Genomic DNA, 17687 nt, shown 5'->3' on the forward strand with positions numbered 1-17687 from the left:
GCGGATGATATATGGATAATATATATGTAATATAACATGGAGGTAGATAGAAATGGCAAAGGAAATTAAGTATGGTGCCGAAGCTAGAAAGGCACTTGAGGCAGGAGTTAATCAGTTAGCAGATACAGTAAGAGTTACACTTGGACCTAAAGGAAGAAACGTTGTACTTGCAAAGTCATACGGTTCACCACTCATCACAAATGATGGTGTTACAATAGCAAAGGACATAGAGCTTGAGGATGCATTTGAGAACATGGGTGCTCAGATCGTCAAGGAAGTTGCAACAAAGACAAATGATGTTGCAGGTGATGGTACTACAACAGCTACAGTTCTTGCACAGGCTATGATCAATGAAGGAATGAAGAATCTGGCAGCAGGTGCTAATCCTATCGTTCTCAGAAAGGGAATGAAGAAGGCTTGCGACAAGGCAGTTGAGGCTATTCTTGATATGAGTGAGACTATCAGCGGAAAGGATCAGATCGCAAGAGTTGCATCTATCTCAGCTGGTGACGATGAGGTTGGACAGATGGTTGCCGACGCTATGGAGAAAGTGTCAAAGGATGGAGTCATCACAATCGAAGAGTCAAAGTCAATGAAGACAGAGCTCGACCTTGTAGAAGGTATGCAGTTCGACAGAGGTTATATTTCAGCTTACATGGCAACAGATATGGAGAAGATGGTTGCAGAGCTTGATAACCCATATATACTTATTACAGATAAGAAGATCTCAAATATCCAGGAGATCCTTCCACTTCTTGAGCAGATCGTTCAGAGCGGTTCAAAGCTGCTGATCATCGCTGAGGATATCGAGGGCGAGGCTCTCACAACACTTATCGTCAACAAGCTGCGTGGTACATTCCAGGTAGTAGCTGTAAAGGCTCCTGGTTATGGCGACAGAAGAAAAGAGATGCTTCAGGATATCGCTATTCTTACAGGCGGTAAGGTTATATCTGAGGAGCTTGGATACGAGCTCAAGGATGCTACTCTTGATGACCTTGGCCGTGCAAAGAGCGCTAAGATCACAAAGGAGAACACAGTTATCGTTGACGGCATGGGCGCTAAGGAAGATATCGCAGGCCGTGTAAATGTCATCAAGGCTCAGCTTGAGGAGACAACATCAGAGTTCGACAAGGAGAAGCTTCAGGAGAGACTTGCAAAGCTTGCCGGTGGTGTTGCAGTTATCAGAGTTGGTGCAGCTACAGAGACAGAGATGAAGGAAGCTAAGCTCCGTATGGAGGATGCCCTCAATGCCACAAGAGCAGCAGTTGAAGAGGGAATCATCTCAGGTGGTGGTTCAGCATACATCCACGCTGCAAAGAAGGTTGCAGAGCTTGTAAAGGATCTTGAGGGCGACGAGAAGACAGGTGCTAAGGTAGTTCTCAAGGCTATGGAGGCTCCACTGTTCCACATCGCAGCAAATGCAGGACTTGAGGGATCAGTCATCATCAACAAGATCAAAGAGTCTGAGGTTGGTGTCGGCTTTGATGCATACAATGAGACATATGTCAACATGATCGAGGCAGGAATCATAGATCCTGTTAAGGTTACAAGAAGTGCACTTCAGAATGCTACATCAGTTGCTTCAACAATGCTTACAACAGAGTCAGTTGTAGCTGATATCAAGGAAGATACTCCAGCAATGCCGGCAGGCGGAGCAGGAATGGGCGGCGGAATGGGCTTCTAAGGAATAGAGTCTGACATGATTTCGCAGTAAAATGCAATGACTAAAATAAAAAAAGATCACATCATCCGTAACCGGGTGGTGTGTTTCTTTTTTATACAGGTTAATTGACACTAATCGGCATGTGTGAGATAATCAAAACAGATATTTTTCGACTAAGGGAAAGTATGGGTTATAAAAAAGTTATAAAAGAAAGGCAGGAAGAGATGGGAGAAGATAACAACAGCTTTGGTGGCTATCAGCCAACAGAAGACAACGGACAGGTGGGACAGCAGAATCCATATGAAGGTGCGCCTCAGTATGGACAGAACGATCAGAACTATGGTCAGCCAGGTGGCCAGTATGGACAGAATTATGGTCAGCCGGGTGGACAGTATGATCAGAATTATGGACAGCCGAATGGACAGTACGATCAGAACTATGGGCAGTACGGCCAGCCAAATGGACAGTATGGACAGGGCTATGGACAGCCGGGAGATCCATACGGACAGAATTATGCGAATCAGAATCTGAACATGGGTGGGGGCCCTGCATATCCACAGAACAACATGCCACAGGAGAGCAAGGGTGTATCCATAGCATCTATGGTGCTTGGTATTTTCTCACTTACATTTGGATGTTGTATCACATATGTGGGAATTGCCACAGCCATTGCGGGACTGATAACAGGTATCATAAGTCTTAAGGATAAGAAGCCTGGCAAGGGAATGGCTATCGCAGGAATTATAATGAGCGCAATAGCACTTGTGTTCCTGGTGTTCTGTATTATCCTGGTTCTTACATCGGACACATATCAGGATATGGTGGATGAAATACTCAGACAGATACAGTCAGGAAGCTATTAAGAAAAGTCGTACATCTGAATACAGATAAGGACTGGAGAGGTCGCCGGATTTCAGGCGGCCTCTTGTCATGTGTGTCAAGCTGATAATATTTGAACGTTTAATACTGTGTGGGTGATTGAATCTAAAGGCCTGTTAGTGTTATTATTATGAGAGTGCGAAGATATCAGTATGGAGGATATGTAATTATGGAGAATGATTATATTATTGGAGATACAGACATCAAGCGTCTTATCGTGAAGGCGTTGGAGGCAAGAGAGAGGGCATATGCCAGGTATTCACAGTTTAAGGTCGGAGCAGCACTCCTGGCAGGTCGTGAGAATTATTCGGATGAAGCGGAATGTGTTGGCGGAGAATCGGACAACAACGATAAAAACGCGAACGGATACAGGGTATTTACAGGCTGTAATATAGAGAACTCCTCATACGGTGCAACCATATGCGCAGAGCGCGCGGCGGTGTGCAATGCAGTGAGCAGTGGCTATAAAGATTTCAAAGCGATTGCTATTGTCGGTGGCCTGAATAGTACAGGGATAAACGGAATAACATATCCATGTGGGATATGCAGACAGGTGCTCTCAGAATTTTCTGCGGATATGTATGTTATCGCAGCACGATCAGAGGATGATTACGACATGAGAAGATTGTCAGAGTTTCTACCAGCTTCATTTGGTGCCGGACAGATGGAATAATGAAGTACGCTGATGTGTGCATGTCATCACGCAAATTCATGGCGATATAAAAGCGTATATCGAAAAAATATATAATGATATAAAAAAGATATAGAAGGAGAATATGAATTGGGAAATATCAAGGATGTAAAGGCTTACAGAATAGTTGAGGAGAAGGATCTCCCGGAGGTACATGGCAAGGGCTATGTGCTGGAGCATATAAAGACAAAGGCAAGGGTTCTCATCATTGAGAATGACGATGTGAACAAGGTGTTCAATATAGGCTTTAGAACACCTCCATATGACGATTCAGGAATACCTCACATAATCGAGCATTCAGTGCTCTGTGGTTCAAAGAAGTATCCGGTCAAGGATCCATTTGTCGAGCTGGCAAAGGGCTCACTGAACACCTTCTTGAATGCCATGACATATTCGGACAAGACGGTATACCCTATAGCGAGCTTCAATCAGAAGGATTTCGAGAATATCATGAGTGTGTATCTGGATGCTGTGTTCTATCCGGATATTTATATACATGATGAGATCATGAAGCAGGAGGGCTGGCATTATGAGCTTGACTCTGTGGATGGAGATCTGAAGTATAACGGAGTTGTGTACAATGAGATGAAGGGCGTGTATTCAAGTCCTGAGTCTATCATGTACAGGGGTATAGAGTCATCGCTCATGCCGGACACTCCATACGGCAATGATTCAGGTGGTAATCCAGAGTTTATACCTACACTTACCCTTGAGAGATTCAGGGACTTCCACAGGACGTATTATCATCCATCGAACAGTTATATCTATCTGTACGGCGACTGTGATATGGCAAAGGAGCTGGAGTTTATAGATGAGGAGTATCTGTCACATTACGATTACAAGAAGATTGATTCAGCGATACCTCTTCAGAAGCCATTTGACGAGATGAAGGACATCACCATGGATTACTCCATAGCTGACACTGATCCTGAGGAGAACAATTCCATACTCACATACAGCAAGATAACAGGACTCAGCACCGAGAAGAAGAAGGTTACAGCCCTTGAAATACTTGAGTACGTACTCATGGATGCGCCGGGTGCGGTTTTGAAGAAAGCACTGACTGATGCGGGAATAGGTGAGGAGGTCTACAGCTCATTTGACAATGGCTGTCAGCAGACCACATTCTCCATCATAGCAAGAGGCGCTGATAATAATGACAAGGACAGATTTATAAAGGTTATAGATGACACATTTGAAGAGCTCAGCCATGGTGTAGATAAAGCAGCTATTGAGGCAGCAATCAACAAGTTTGAGTTCAAGCACAAGGAGGCCAACTTTGGAAGGTTTCCTAAGGGACTCATGTACGGACTGGATGCGTTCAACAGTTGGCTGTATGACGACACCAAAGCACTCATGTTCTTCGAGATGAATGATGTGTACAAGGAGCTGAGAGAGGATCTTCAGAACGGATACTTTGAGCAGCTTATAAAGGAATGTTTTATAGATAATACATTTGGTCTGTATCTCACTATGAATCCAAAGAAAGGCCTTGATCAGGAGAATGAGAAGAAGATCGCTGATGAGCTTGCTGCATACAAGGCTACGCTCAGCCATGAGGAGCTTGAGAAGATCGTGGAGGATACAAAGGCGCTCAAGGAGTATCAGGCGACTCCTTCATCCGCAGAGGATCTTGCCAAGGTTCCGCTTCTGGCGATAGATGACATTGACAAAGAGGCAGAGAAGCTCAAGAATGTTGAGTCTGAGATCGGCGGACTTCCGGTTGTAAGCCACGATATATTTACAAATGGTATAGGATACCTGAGATTCTATTTCAACATCAACGATATAGATAATGACCTTGTGCCATACCTTGCTACACTGACATGTTTGTTCAAATATATTGATACAGAGAAGCACACCTATGGACAGCTCTCAAATGAGATAGACAGCAATATCGGCGGAATAGAGTTTGACATGGTTGGATATGCCAGCGACACTGATATCAAGAAGTTTTTCTATGTATCAATGAAGGCGCTCTATGAGAAGCTTCCGTATGCTGTAGAGCTCATGAAGGAGATACTGTTCTCGTCTAAGATTGATGACAGGAAGAGACTGAAGGAGCTCCTGACGGAGGAGAAGTCGAGCATGAAGAATGGCATGGCTGCTTCCGGCCATGTGACCGCATACACAAGAGCCATGTCATATATAGATGAGGGGGCAAGATTCACGGATGAGACATGTGGAATTGCTTATTATGAATTCCTGTGCGACATAGTGGATCACTTCGACGAGAAGTATGACGACTTCATTGAGAAGCTTCAGTATGCTCTTGCAGAGGTTCTCAGAAAGGGTGCGCTTACGGTTTCATATACAGGAGATGAGGATGTGACAGATCTGCTTGAGGAATCATTTGCCGACTTTGGCATGGCACTCTCCACAAGACCTGCACATAAGGATGTGAAAGTATTTGAGAAGGAGCTTAAGAATGAGGGCTTCAAGACTGCAAGCCAGGTTCAGTATGTTGCTATAGCGGGTAATTTTGAGGATGCCGGTTACAAGTACGACAGCTCACTGAGCGTTCTCAAGATCATATTCTCATATGGTTATCTGTGGGAGAATGTCCGTGTGAAGGGCGGCGCATATGGTGCCATGTGCTCATTCCTAAGGAATGGAACATGTTATATGAGTTCATACAGGGATCCAAACCTCATGGAGACATATGACATATTCAAGAATGCGTATAAGTTCGTGGAGAACTTTGAGTGCTCAGACAGGGATATGACAAAGTATATCATTGGAACCATGGCTCAGATAGATGCACCTACAACACCTGTAGCAGAGGGCATAAGCCACATGGCGAGATACTTTATGGGTGTTACAGATGAGCAGATCCAGAGAGAGCGTGATAAGATCCTCTCCACAGACAGAGATGCCATCAGAGCTCTTGCTCCACTCGTAAAGGCTGTTACAGATTCAGGAATCATCTGTGCCATCGGCGGTGAGAGCAGGATAGAGGAGAATAAGGACAACTTCAAGGATGTACTTGCAATTTTCTAGGTATAGCCGACAGTCGATATTATAATGAGCGCAAGTGAGTGGGCGTGCTTGCATGACTTGCGAGCGGCGAATTAGGGTCATGACATAGTAAAGCTAGATGCGTATGCGTAGGTTAGCTTTCGCATGCAGGATGAAGGAGATATATGAATAAAGAATACAAATCAGGCTTCGTGTCCATCATAGGCAGACCAAACGTTGGAAAGTCGACACTTATGAACAGACTGATAGGACAGAAGATAGCGATAACAAGCAACAAGGCACAGACAACAAGAAACAGGATACAGACTGTGTACACAAGTGATAAGGGACAGATCATTTTCCTGGATACACCGGGAATCAACAGGGCGAAGAACAAGCTTGGAGAGTACATGCTCAAGGTTGCCGAGAGTACACTGGATGAGGTCGATGTGGTTCTCTGGATAGTTGAGGCCACAACATTTATCGGTGCGGGAGAGCGTTACATTATAGAGCAGCTCCAGCATGTGAAGACTCCGATCATTGTGGTTGTGAACAAGATAGATAATGTAGAGGAGAGCAAGGTATTTGAGGCGATAAATACCTACAAGGATGCCTGTGATTTTGCGGAGATAGTTCCTGTGTCAGCCCTCAAGGGCAAGAATACGGATGAGCTTATAGATACCATCATGAAGTATCTTCCGTACGGACCGCAGTATTACGATGAGGATACGATCACTGACCAGCCGGAGAGACAGATCGTTGCCGAACTCATCAGAGAGCAGGCACTTCGTCAGCTTGACAAGGAGGTTCCTCACGGAATTGCGGTGGTCATTGACTCCATGAAGGAGAGACCAGATGGCGGACTGATCGATATTGATGCCACTATCATATGTGAGAGGGATTCTCACAAGGGAATCATCATAGGAAAGCAGGGCGTCATGCTGAAGAAGATCGGTACTCATGCGAGATATGGAATAGAGAGACTTCTCGACACCAAGGTCAATCTGAAGCTTTGGGTAAAGGTCAAGAAGGACTGGAGAGATACAGATACATTGCTAAGGAACTTTGGGTTTAGAGACGAGTAGTGTGTGCAAACAGGATCGGTGAATGTGCAGTCGCTGCGGGCAGTGCACAGTTTGCCGATCTTGTCATGTTAAATTTGTTATGGAGGTGGATATACAATTGAGAGAAGAAGTAATATTGCATGGAATTGTACTGTCCAGCAGCCTCCAGAGCGAATATGACAGGAGAATGGTGGCCCTCACCAAAGAACGGGGCAGGATCACAGTATTTGCAACAGGTGTGAGGAGAGGAACGAATCCGCTCCAGTCCAAGACACAGATGTTTGTCATGGGAAGTTTTACATTGATCCCGGGGCGGGATTCATACAGGCTTGTGAATATAGATGTTGACGAATATTTTCACAAGCTCACCATGGACATAGACGCGTATTGCTATGCATCGTACTTCTGTGAGGTCATGAGATTCATGACCCATGAGGGTGACAGGGCAGCAGATTACCTCAATCTTCTGTATGTGAGTCTTAAGGCTCTGGAGAAGGGGCAGATGCCGGCAAAGCTCATCAGGTGCGTGTACGAGATAAAGCTTATGGATGTGTTCGGACAGGGAATACAGAGCTTCCACTGTCCGGTATGTGGCAAGGCTGAGGTGTCAAATGTATTCGATGCAGCATCGGGTGGACTGCTCTGCGATGGATGCAAAGGCCGGGCAAAACATCCGCTTCATCTATCGGATGACGCAGTATACACGATACAATACATAAATGGTGCATCGCTTGGCAAGATGTACAACTTCAATGTGTCAGATCCTGTACTGGTGGAGATACAGCTAGTGTCGAAGCAGTTCATGGATATGTATGTGGACAGGAAGTTCAAATCGGTGGAGATCATAGACTCATTGCCGTGACATAATGTAATTATAGGAAAAGAAGAGAATCACATCACAACAAGTAAGATTCTCTTCTTTTTGTTAATAGCCGGCCTGAAGATGTCAATATTAAAGAGTGTGTATTATTTTGGAAAATGTATCCATAGCACCGGGAAGCTTTTCGTACGGTATAGCACTGAAACCAAACAGGAGCTGGTTCTCAGGACAGAGATTCTTTCTTATCCAGAATGGTTCTGTGGAGAAGATTCGTATGCCTTTCTGCTCAAAAGCTGATATGAGCTCTGTCTGGGTAAGCTTTGAGTTCTTAACCTCTGCCACAAAGTGGAGACCGGCTCCGGCACCATACATGATCACATCATCTTCAAGATTCTGTTTCACATAATTCAATATATAATCATGCTTCTTTTTATAGTGATTCTTCATGGCGCCTATGTGGCGCTGATAATTACCACTCTGTATAAATTCAATAAGTGCAAGCTGCAGAACGGTTGGAACAGTGCAGTTGGTGTGTGAATATCTGGATTCATATGCCTTCATCAGATCTGCAGGAAGCACCATATATGATATTCGAAGATCTGGTGACATGGATTTGGAAAATGTACCGAGATATATAGTGTGATCACTGTTATCGATGGACTGCAGGGATGGGATCGGTCTGCTCTGGTATCTGAGTTCGCTGTCGTAATCATCCTCGATGATATAACTTCCAGATTGAGCCGCCCACTCTATGAGCTCCAGTCTCTTACTTATCGGTAGTATGCTTCCCATCGGAAACTGGTGGGATGGCGTTACATACAGCAGAGTGTCCCTGAGACGCTGGATGTGTTCTATGGACACACCGTCGTCCTCAAGCTGTATTGGAATGATCCTGAAAGGACTCTGGCTGACGATCTCCCATGTTCCGTTGTAGCCAGGGTCCTCTATGGCAAATGAATAGTCTGACGGACTGAATATATGGGTGATTATGTCTATGGATCTCTGGTGTCCGCTTGTGAGGATGATCTGCTCAGGAGTGCAGTTGACACCCCTGGACATGTACAGATATTCGGTGATAAGACTGCGGAGGGTGTAGCTTCCCTGCGACATCTGGTAGGAGGCGGTATCGGCCATGGATATCATGTCCCAGGCGTTCATAAGGCATTTGCGCCAGGCCCTGGAGTGATAGCAGTTATAGTCCAGATTGCCGTAGCTTAATGTGTAGTCAAATGTCTTTCCAGCCTGCCTGCAAGAATGTTGTATATTGTGGCTTTGTCTTGTTTTTCTGTCCGGGGTAAATGCAGTGATGTTCTCAACGTAGTAGCCGGAGCCTGTCACGGAGCGTATATATCCTTCAAGTTCAAGCTGGTTGTAAGCAGATACTACTGTGTTGCGGCTCAGCTTATGTTCGGCGGCGAGCTGCCTTGTTGCAGGGAGCTTTTCACCTGCAGCATAGTGCTCATTAAGTATCTCGGATTTCATTTGTTCATATAATTGTTCATATAGAGACTTGTTAGAAGTTTTGTCTATTGAAATCATTCTGGTGTTCCTTTCTGGTGCAAATTGGTTCTATAAAAATACTTAAAATTGGAACTTTAGAAAGAACCAATCTGGTGCTATTATACAAGAGTCATAGCGAGTAAGCAATAAGAAGAAGTCATAAGGTGATGTCTGACGGCACAAATTATAGTAGCTTTGTATAAATAATATTACAAAATATGCCGTGAACCTTGCAAAAATATTTGAATGAGTATAAAATAAGGCGGATAGAGCGAAAAAAATGCAAATTCGAATATGATTTGGAGGATTACGATGGAAAAGACATTAGACAAGATCGTTGCATTGGCAAAGAGCAGAGGATTTGTTTATCCAGGTTCAGAGATTTACGGTGGTCTCGCAAATACATGGGACTATGGTAATCTCGGAGTTGAACTCAAGAACAACGTAAAGAAAGCATGGTGGAAGAAATTCATCCAGGAGAACCCTTACAATGTAGGAGTTGACTGTGCTATCCTTATGAACCCACAGACATGGGTTGCTTCAGGCCACCTTGGAGGATTTGCTGATCCTCTTATGGATTGCAAAGAGTGTCATGAGAGATTCCGTGCAGATAAACTTATAGAGGACTTTATGGCTGAAAACGGAGTTGTTCCAGAGGGCGCGGTAGACGGATGGAGCAACGAGCAGATGGAAGAGTACGTTGAGAAGAACAATATCTGCTGTCCGACATGTGGAAAGCACAACTTCACAGGTATCAGACAGTTCAACCTTATGTTCAAGACATTCCAGGGTGTAACTGAGGATGCCAAGAACACTGTATACCTGAGACCGGAGACAGCACAGGGTATATTTGTCAACTTCAAGAATGTACAGAGAACTTCAAGAAAGAAGGTTCCATTTGGAATCGGTCAGATAGGAAAGTCATTCAGAAATGAGATAACACCTGGTAACTTCACATTCAGAACAAGAGAGTTCGAGCAGATGGAGCTTGAGTTCTTCTGTAAGCCGGGTACAGATATGGAGTGGTTTGAGTACTGGAGAAGCTTCTGTATCAACTGGCTCAAGGATCTCGGAATCAAGGATGATGAGATGAGAGCCCGTGACCATTCACCTGAGGAGCTGTGTTTCTACTCCAAGGGAACAACTGATATCGAGTATTTATTCCCATTTGGATGGGGAGAGCTCTGGGGAATCGCTGACAGAACAGATTACGATCTGACACAGCACCAGAACACATCAGGAGAGTCAATGGAGTACTTCGATGATGAGACAAAGGAGAAGTACATTCCATATGTAATCGAGCCATCACTTGGTGCTGACCGTGTTACACTGGCATTCCTGTGTGCTGCATATGACGAGGAGAACATCGGAACAGAGGAGAAGCCAGACATCCGTACAGTCCTTCATTTCCACCCACAGCTTGCACCAGTTAAGATCGGTGTGCTTCCACTTTCCAAGAAGCTCAACGAGGGTGCAGAGAAGATCTATGCAGAACTTTCAAAGTACTACAACTGTGAGTTTGATGACAGAGGCAATATAGGAAAGAGATACAGAAGACAGGATGAGATAGGAACACCTTTCTGTGTAACATACGACTTTGATTCTGTAGAGGATGGAGCTGTTACAGTTCGTGACAGGGATACCATGGAGCAGGAGAGAGTCAAGATCGAGGATCTGAAGGCTTACTTTGAGAAGAAGTTTGAATATTAATTGATGGTGTGATCGGAGATAATACGGGACACTGAATTACAGGAGGCATTAAGATGCATAGTAAAGAGTTATTTTCAGAATACGAGGCAAATGTAAGATCGTACAGCAGAAGTTTCCCAGAGATATTTACAAAGGCCAAGGGAGCCAAGATGTATGACGAGAATGGTAAGGAGTATATAGACTTCTTTGCAGGAGCAGGCGCATTGAACTATGGTCATAACAATGATTATATAAAGGAGAAGGTTATCGATTACATCCAGAGCGATGGAATCATGCATTCTCTTGACATGATGACAGCACCAAAAGCTGAATTCATCGAATTCTTCGAAAAGAAGGTTCTTGAGCCGAGAGGACTTGATTATAAGATCATGTTTGCAGGTCCTACAGGAACAAATGCCGTTGAGTCACTCTTAAAGCTTGCGCGTAAGGTCAAGAAGAGAGAGATGATCTGGGCATATATGGGATGTTTCCATGGTATGACACTTGGTTCTATATCACTTACAAGCGATGCTGCAAGCCGTGCAGGAGCAGGCGTTGGACTTGACAACGTATATCACATTCCAGCCCCATACATGTTCCCAGAGCTTGATACGATCAAGTTCATGCAGACACTTCTTGATGACGATCACTCAGGTGTTGAGAAGCCTGCAGCAATCTTTATCGAGACAGTACAGGCAGATGGTGGTGTAAATGTATTCTCAGTAGAGTACCTCAAGGCACTCCGTGAGTTCTGTGATAAGAACGACATCCTTATGGTTGTTGATGACGTACAGGTTGGCTGTGCAAGAACAGGTACATTCTTCTCATTTGAGAGAGCAGGAATCAAGCCTGATATGTTCACACTTTCAAAGTCAATCGGCGGATATCCATTCCCAATGGGACTTGCAATGTTCAAGCCAGAGTATGATCTCTGGAAGCCGGGTGAGCATTCAGGTACATTCCGTGGAATCCAGCTCTCAATGGTAGCTGCAAAGGCAGGACTTGAGTTCATGCTTGACAACAACATCGAGGCAGAGACAAAACGTAAGGGTGAGATAGTTAGAGAGTATCTTGAGAAGAATATAGACGGTGATCCGAATGTAATTGCAACACGTGGTATCGGACTCCTCTGGGGTGTAGAGGTTAAGGACGATGCAACAGCAGGTGCCATCACAGCAAGAGCTTTCAAGAAGGGCCTTGTAATAGAGAGAGCTGGCCGTGACAACGCGGTCATTAAGATCATGCCACCACTTATCATCTCAGATGAGGATCTTATTGCAGGTCTTGATATTCTTAAGGAAGCTATTGACGGCGAGTAAGTTGTAATAAAATGTGCATTGTGACAGCCGCACTTGTGTAGGACTGGTATAATGTGAATATCCACATGGAGCCTGCAGGCGACATGATATAAAGTTAAACATAGGCTGCGGAGTTTTCCGCAGCCTATGTTTTTTACGGGATGAATAGGGCTGTGCGGGCAGTTTGCCAATTTGGAAATTTTTGAATACTGGTCAGCGAAGATCAGTTGCCAGTCTGTTTCAGGTCGGCACACAAATGTTGCTGTAATTAAGCGTAATATAATGGAATATACATATAATTCAACTATATGTAAAAATGGACTGGTTTATACACAAAATATAGAAAAAAGAGTTTGCTAATGTTGACATATATGTTATAATCAGTCTAGCGCGTGTGGAGACTTCACGGGGACTTCACACCATGAAATATAAAGTTTACGTAGGAGGTAACAAACAAATGGCAAACAAGTGGGTTTATATGTTTAGCGAAGGCGACATGACCATGCGTAATCTTCTCGGTGGTAAGGGTGCAAACCTTGCAGAGATGACAGCAATTGGTCTTCCAGTTCCACAGGGTTTCACAATTACAACAGAGGCTTGTACTCAGTACTATGAGGATGGCCGTAAGATTAATGACGAGATCATGGCTCAGGCTATGGATGGCGTTAAGAAGATGGAGGAGATCAACGGCAAGAAGTTCGGAGATCTTGAGAATCCATTACTTGTATCAGTTCGTTCAGGTGCAAGAGCATCTATGCCAGGTATGATGGATACAATCCTTAACCTTGGTCTTAACGATGACGTTGTTGCTGCTATGATAGCACACAACCCAGATCCAGCATTCGAGCGTTTCGTATACGATTCATACAGACGTTTCATCCAGATGTTCTCAGACGTTGTTATGGAAGTTGGTAAGAAGTACTTCGAGCAGCTCATCGACAAGATGAAGGAAGAGAAGGGTGTTAAGTTCGATGTAGAGCTTACAGCACAGGATCTCAAGACACTTGCTGAGCAGTTCAAGGCAGAGTACAAGAACCAGTTAGGAACAGATTTCCCTTCAGACCCAGTTGAGCAGTTAAAGTTAGCTATCGAGGCTGTATTCCGTTCATGGGATAACCCACGTGCGAACGTATACAGAAGAGACAACGATATCCCTTATTCATGGGGTACAGCAGTTAACGTAATGCCTATGGTATTCGGTAACCTGAACAATGAGTCTGGTACAGGTGTTGCGTTTACTCGTGACCCTGCAACAGGTGAGAAGAAGCTTATGGGTGAGTTCCTTATCAATGCACAGGGCGAGGACGTTGTTGCCGGTGTTCGTACACCAATGCCAATCGCTCAGATGGAGCAGGAGTTCCCAGATGCTTATGCAGAGTTCATCAAGGTTTGTGAGACTCTTGAGAATCACTACCATGATATGCAGGATATGGAGTTCACAGTTGAGAACAAGAAGCTTTACATGCTTCAGTGTAGAAATGGTAAGAGAACAGCTCAGGCAGCTCTTCAGATCGCTTGTGACCTTGTTGATGAGGGACATAAGACAGAGGAAGAGGCAGTTGCAATGATCGATCCTCGTAACCTTGATACACTTCTTCACCCACAGTTTGATGCAGCAGCTCTTAAGGCAGCTACACCAATGGGCAAGGGACTTGGCGCTTCACCAGGTGCTGCTTGTGGTAAGATCGTATTCACAGCTGACGATGCTGAGGCATGGGCAGCTAGAGGCGAGAAGGTAGTTCTTGTACGTCTTGAGACATCACCTGAGGATATCACAGGTATGAAGTCAGCACAGGGTATTCTTACAGTTCGTGGTGGTATGACATCACACGCTGCAGTTGTTGCCCGTGGTATGGGTACATGCTGTGTATCAGGTTGTGGCGATATCGTTATGGACGAGGAGAACAAGAAGTTCACGCTCGCTGGCAAGGAATTCCATGAGGGAGATTACATCTCAATCGATGGTACAACAGGTAATATTTACGATGGAGTTATCAAGACAGTTGATGCTCAGATCGCAGGAACATTCGGCCGTGTTATGGCATGGGCTGATAAGTATAGAACACTTAAGGTTAGAACAAATGCAGATACACCAGCAGATGCAAAGAAGGCTCGTGAGCTTGGTGCAGAAGGTATCGGTCTTTGCCGTACAGAGCATATGTTCTTTGATCCAGAGAGAATCGCAGCATTCCGTGAGATGATCTGCTCTGATACAGTAGAAGAGAGAGAGGAAGCTCTTAATAAGATCCTTCCATATCAGCAGGGAGACTTCAAGGCTCTTTATGAGGCACTTGAGGGTAACCCAGTTACTATCAGATTCCTGGATCCACCTCTTCATGAGTTCGTTCCAACAGAGGAGGCTGACATTGAGAAGCTTGCTGCTGCTAAGAACAAGAGCGTTGAGGAGATTAAGGCACTTTGCAACTCACTCCATGAGTTCAACCCTATGATGGGTCACAGAGGATGCCGTCTTGCTGTAACATACCCAGAGATCGCTAAGATGCAGACAAAGGCTGTTATCCGTGCAGCAATCGAGGTTCAGAAGGAGCATCCAGATTGGACAGTTGAGCCAGAGATCATGATCCCACTTGTATGTGAGGTTAAGGAGCTTAAGTACGTTAAGAAGGTAGTTGTTGAGACAGCTGACGCTGAGATCGCTGCTGCTGGCGTAGATCTTAAGTATGAGGTTGGTACAATGATCGAGATCCCAAGAGCAGCTCTTACAGCTGATGAGATCGCTAAGGAAGCTGACTTCTTCTGCTTCGGTACAAACGACCTTACACAGATGACATTCGGATTCTCAAGAGATGATGCTGGTAAGTTCTTAAATGCTTACTATGATGCTAAGATCTTCGAGAACGATCCATTTGCTAAGCTTGATCAGACAGGTGTTGGTAAGCTCATGGATATGGCAGTTAAGCTTGGTAAGCCAGTTAATCCAAAGCTTCACATCGGTATCTGTGGTGAGCACGGTGGAGATCCTTCATCAGTTGAGTTCTGCCACAAGATTGGTCTTGATTATGTATCATGTTCACCATTCAGAGTACCTATCGCTAGACTTGCTGCTGCTCAGGCTGCAATCGCTAACAAGTAGGATTCGGACGAACAGAACTTGTAAGTAATTAGCTTAATAAAGACAATATGAGTCCCTGTAATTGCCATGAGGTGGTTACAGGGACTTTTTTGTAAAAAAATATGCATATCAAAAAGGAGAAATCAATAGCCGATACTTGATTATATTATGTACTGATGATATTGTGGTCTATGGAAATTAAACATAGGAAGAATATATAATGAATGAAAGAGATGTAGAAATTAGTAAAAGAGAAGCTAAGAAGAAGGAACGTAGGTCGAGAAAGGACAAGCTTGCCATAGAGAAGAGAATACTTCGTCTGTCTTTTATGGGAAGTGTCTTCTTCATACTTGCGGAGGGCGTGATGGCATGGTATACCCATTCACATTCGCTTTGGACGGACTGCCTGTTCGACTCTGCAGATCTGGTCATGATAGGACCATTCATGGTGCTGGTTCCGCTTCTGTATAAACCGGTGACAGAGAAACATCCATATGGCTATGCGCAGGTGGAATCGCTTTTCCTACTTGTAAAGTACAGTGTATTACTTGCTCTCACATGTAATCTCATGGTTGAGAATATAAAGCTGTTGTTTCATGGGGGACATGATGTAGATGCGGGGAGCATAGCGGTATTTGAATTTCTTGTATGTGTATGCTGTGCGGTTATGTATGCGATACTTGGCCATTACAGTAAGAAATATGAGTCTACAACTATCAAAGCGGAGCTGTATATGTGGAAGCTTGACGTAATAAGCAGTATGGGAGTTGCTATAGCATTTGCGGTACAGACTGTTCTTTTGCATACAAGCCTGCGTTTTATGACCCCTTATATTGATCCGGCAGTAGCGGTGGTTATGGCACTTCTTCTCATAAAAGAGCCGGTGTGCGAGATATTCCAGAGTATCAAGAATCTTATTCTTTTTGCTCCGGAGGAAGAGACGCTTAATCAGATACGAGGCATAGTGGATCAGCATATGAAGGATTACCCATATGAGGTCACTTTTCTGGATGTCATCCAGACCGGGCGGAAGCTTTGGGTTGAGGTATATATAGGAAATCAGACGGATGTGATACATATAAGTATCATTCATAAGGTGAGAGACGAGATAAAACAGGAGCTTAGGGATAAGTATGATCAGGTGTATATAGAGGTCATACCAGATTGATAGTAAAGCTGTAATACAAAATATAAATGATCAAGGGGATGCAAGTATATGTTACATTATGAAGTTTTTAAAAGCTCATGTGATACCGATAGATATATAGTTCTGCTTCATGGATTTGGAGGGAACAACAGGGTATGGAAGAATCAGATTCCCTTGCTTCAGAAGAAGTTTAATGTTCTGGCGATAACTCTGCCAAGTCATGGAGACAGTGAACTGAAATTGTCCAAGATGGGAAGTACGCTGGATGTTGTCGTGGGTGAGATAACGCAGGTGCTTGATGAGCGGGGGATACAGCGAGCTGTTTTTATGGGCGTATCACTTGGAACTATATTTATCAAATATATGGAGATGAGATGCGAAAGTTACATAGATAAAGCAATACTTGTGGGTGCGCTTGGCACGGTTGGAAAACCACTCAGGCGTGCTGTCAATGTCTTTGCTAAGATAGGTGACAAGCTGCCATTTCCTGTCGTCTACAGAATAATGGCAAAGTTATTTATGCCATGGAAAGTCAGCAAGACAAGCAGGAAGGTGTTCTGCAAATGTGCCAAGGCATTAAACAGTCATGAATTTAAGGCGTATATGAATATTTTTATTGAGCATTTTTCACTTTGTGACGAGTTCGTGAGCAGATTACACGAGGAGAATGTATATATTTCCGGGCGTGGTGATCTGTGTTTTATAAATGGAATCGTGGAGGAAACTGATCTGACAGATGCGGAGCTGATAATAATAGAGCATTGCGGTCACGTGTGCAACATAGATCAGAGCAGACAATTCAATGATATTATTTCTGAATTGCTTGACATTTAATGAATTAAAAGTGGAATATGATACGACAAGGATATACTATCTTAAAATGCTGATAAATAAGGATAAGGAGA

12 protein-coding genes are annotated in these 17687 nt (G+C 44.2%); 11 read left to right on the forward strand and 1 reads right to left on the reverse strand.

What is annotated here, in order from left to right; all coding sequences use genetic code 11:
* The first annotated feature begins 52 nt into the window (after positions 1-52).
* The 6 genes from groL (at position 53) to recO (ending at position 8117) form a co-directional block, all read left to right on the forward strand.
* Positions 53-1684, forward strand: coding sequence for a chaperonin GroEL (gene groL, locus DXD11_RS02145; RefSeq protein ID WP_118757677.1), 1632 nt, complete (start codon positions 53-55; stop codon positions 1682-1684).
* A 164-nt stretch (positions 1685-1848) separates the two neighbouring features.
* Entirely contained in the window at positions 1849-2526 is a 678-nt protein-coding gene (locus tag DXD11_RS14665; protein ID WP_270227137.1) for a DUF4190 domain-containing protein, read from the forward strand.
* 185 nt (positions 2527-2711) lie between these two features.
* Complete coding sequence (locus DXD11_RS02155) at positions 2712-3215, forward strand: cytidine deaminase (RefSeq protein WP_118016618.1); 504 nt, start codon at positions 2712-2714, stop codon at positions 3213-3215.
* Positions 3216-3323: 108 nt separating this feature from the next.
* Complete coding sequence (locus DXD11_RS02160; protein WP_118757678.1) at positions 3324-6233, forward strand: insulinase family protein; 2910 nt, start codon at positions 3324-3326, stop codon at positions 6231-6233.
* Between the two features lie 143 nt (positions 6234-6376).
* Complete coding sequence (gene era / locus DXD11_RS02165) at positions 6377-7276, forward strand: GTPase Era (protein ID WP_015534137.1); 900 nt, start codon at positions 6377-6379, stop codon at positions 7274-7276.
* 97 nt (positions 7277-7373) lie between these two features.
* On the forward strand, positions 7374-8117 hold the full coding sequence (recO, locus tag DXD11_RS02170) for a DNA repair protein RecO (RefSeq protein WP_118757679.1): 744 nt from the start codon (positions 7374-7376) through the stop codon (positions 8115-8117).
* A 90-nt stretch (positions 8118-8207) separates the two neighbouring features.
* Here recO and pdxR read toward each other — a convergent pair whose 3' ends face one another.
* On the reverse strand, positions 8208-9614 hold the full coding sequence (gene pdxR / locus DXD11_RS02175) for a MocR-like pyridoxine biosynthesis transcription factor PdxR (protein WP_118016615.1): 1407 nt from the start codon (positions 9612-9614) through the stop codon (positions 8208-8210).
* Positions 9615-9887: 273 nt separating this feature from the next.
* Between pdxR and DXD11_RS02180 the strand changes: the two genes are divergently transcribed.
* The 5 genes from DXD11_RS02180 to DXD11_RS02200 all read left to right on the forward strand — a co-directional run bounded on the left by DXD11_RS02180 (position 9888) and on the right by DXD11_RS02200 (position 17616).
* Complete coding sequence (locus DXD11_RS02180) at positions 9888-11285, forward strand: glycine--tRNA ligase (protein ID WP_118016614.1); 1398 nt, start codon at positions 9888-9890, stop codon at positions 11283-11285.
* A gap of 53 nt (positions 11286-11338) precedes the next feature.
* Positions 11339-12583, forward strand: a complete 1245-nt coding sequence (locus DXD11_RS02185; RefSeq protein ID WP_118757680.1) for an aspartate aminotransferase family protein — start codon at positions 11339-11341, stop codon at positions 12581-12583.
* A gap of 436 nt (positions 12584-13019) precedes the next feature.
* Positions 13020-15656 carry a pyruvate, phosphate dikinase gene (gene ppdK / locus DXD11_RS02190; protein ID WP_015534133.1) on the forward strand — a complete coding sequence of 879 codons (2637 nt, stop codon included), beginning with the start codon at positions 13020-13022 and terminating at the stop codon, positions 15654-15656.
* 199 nt (positions 15657-15855) lie between these two features.
* On the forward strand, positions 15856-16803 hold the full coding sequence (locus DXD11_RS02195; RefSeq protein ID WP_118757681.1) for a cation diffusion facilitator family transporter: 948 nt from the start codon (positions 15856-15858) through the stop codon (positions 16801-16803).
* 48 nt (positions 16804-16851) lie between these two features.
* Positions 16852-17616, forward strand: a complete 765-nt coding sequence (locus DXD11_RS02200) for an alpha/beta fold hydrolase (RefSeq protein WP_118757682.1) — start codon at positions 16852-16854, stop codon at positions 17614-17616.
* Positions 17617-17687 lie beyond the last annotated feature (71 nt).

The sequence above is a fragment of the Coprococcus sp. TF11-13 genome, from assembly GCF_003481085.1.
In the GTDB taxonomy this organism is placed as follows: domain Bacteria; phylum Bacillota; class Clostridia; order Lachnospirales; family Lachnospiraceae; genus Coprococcus; species Coprococcus aceti.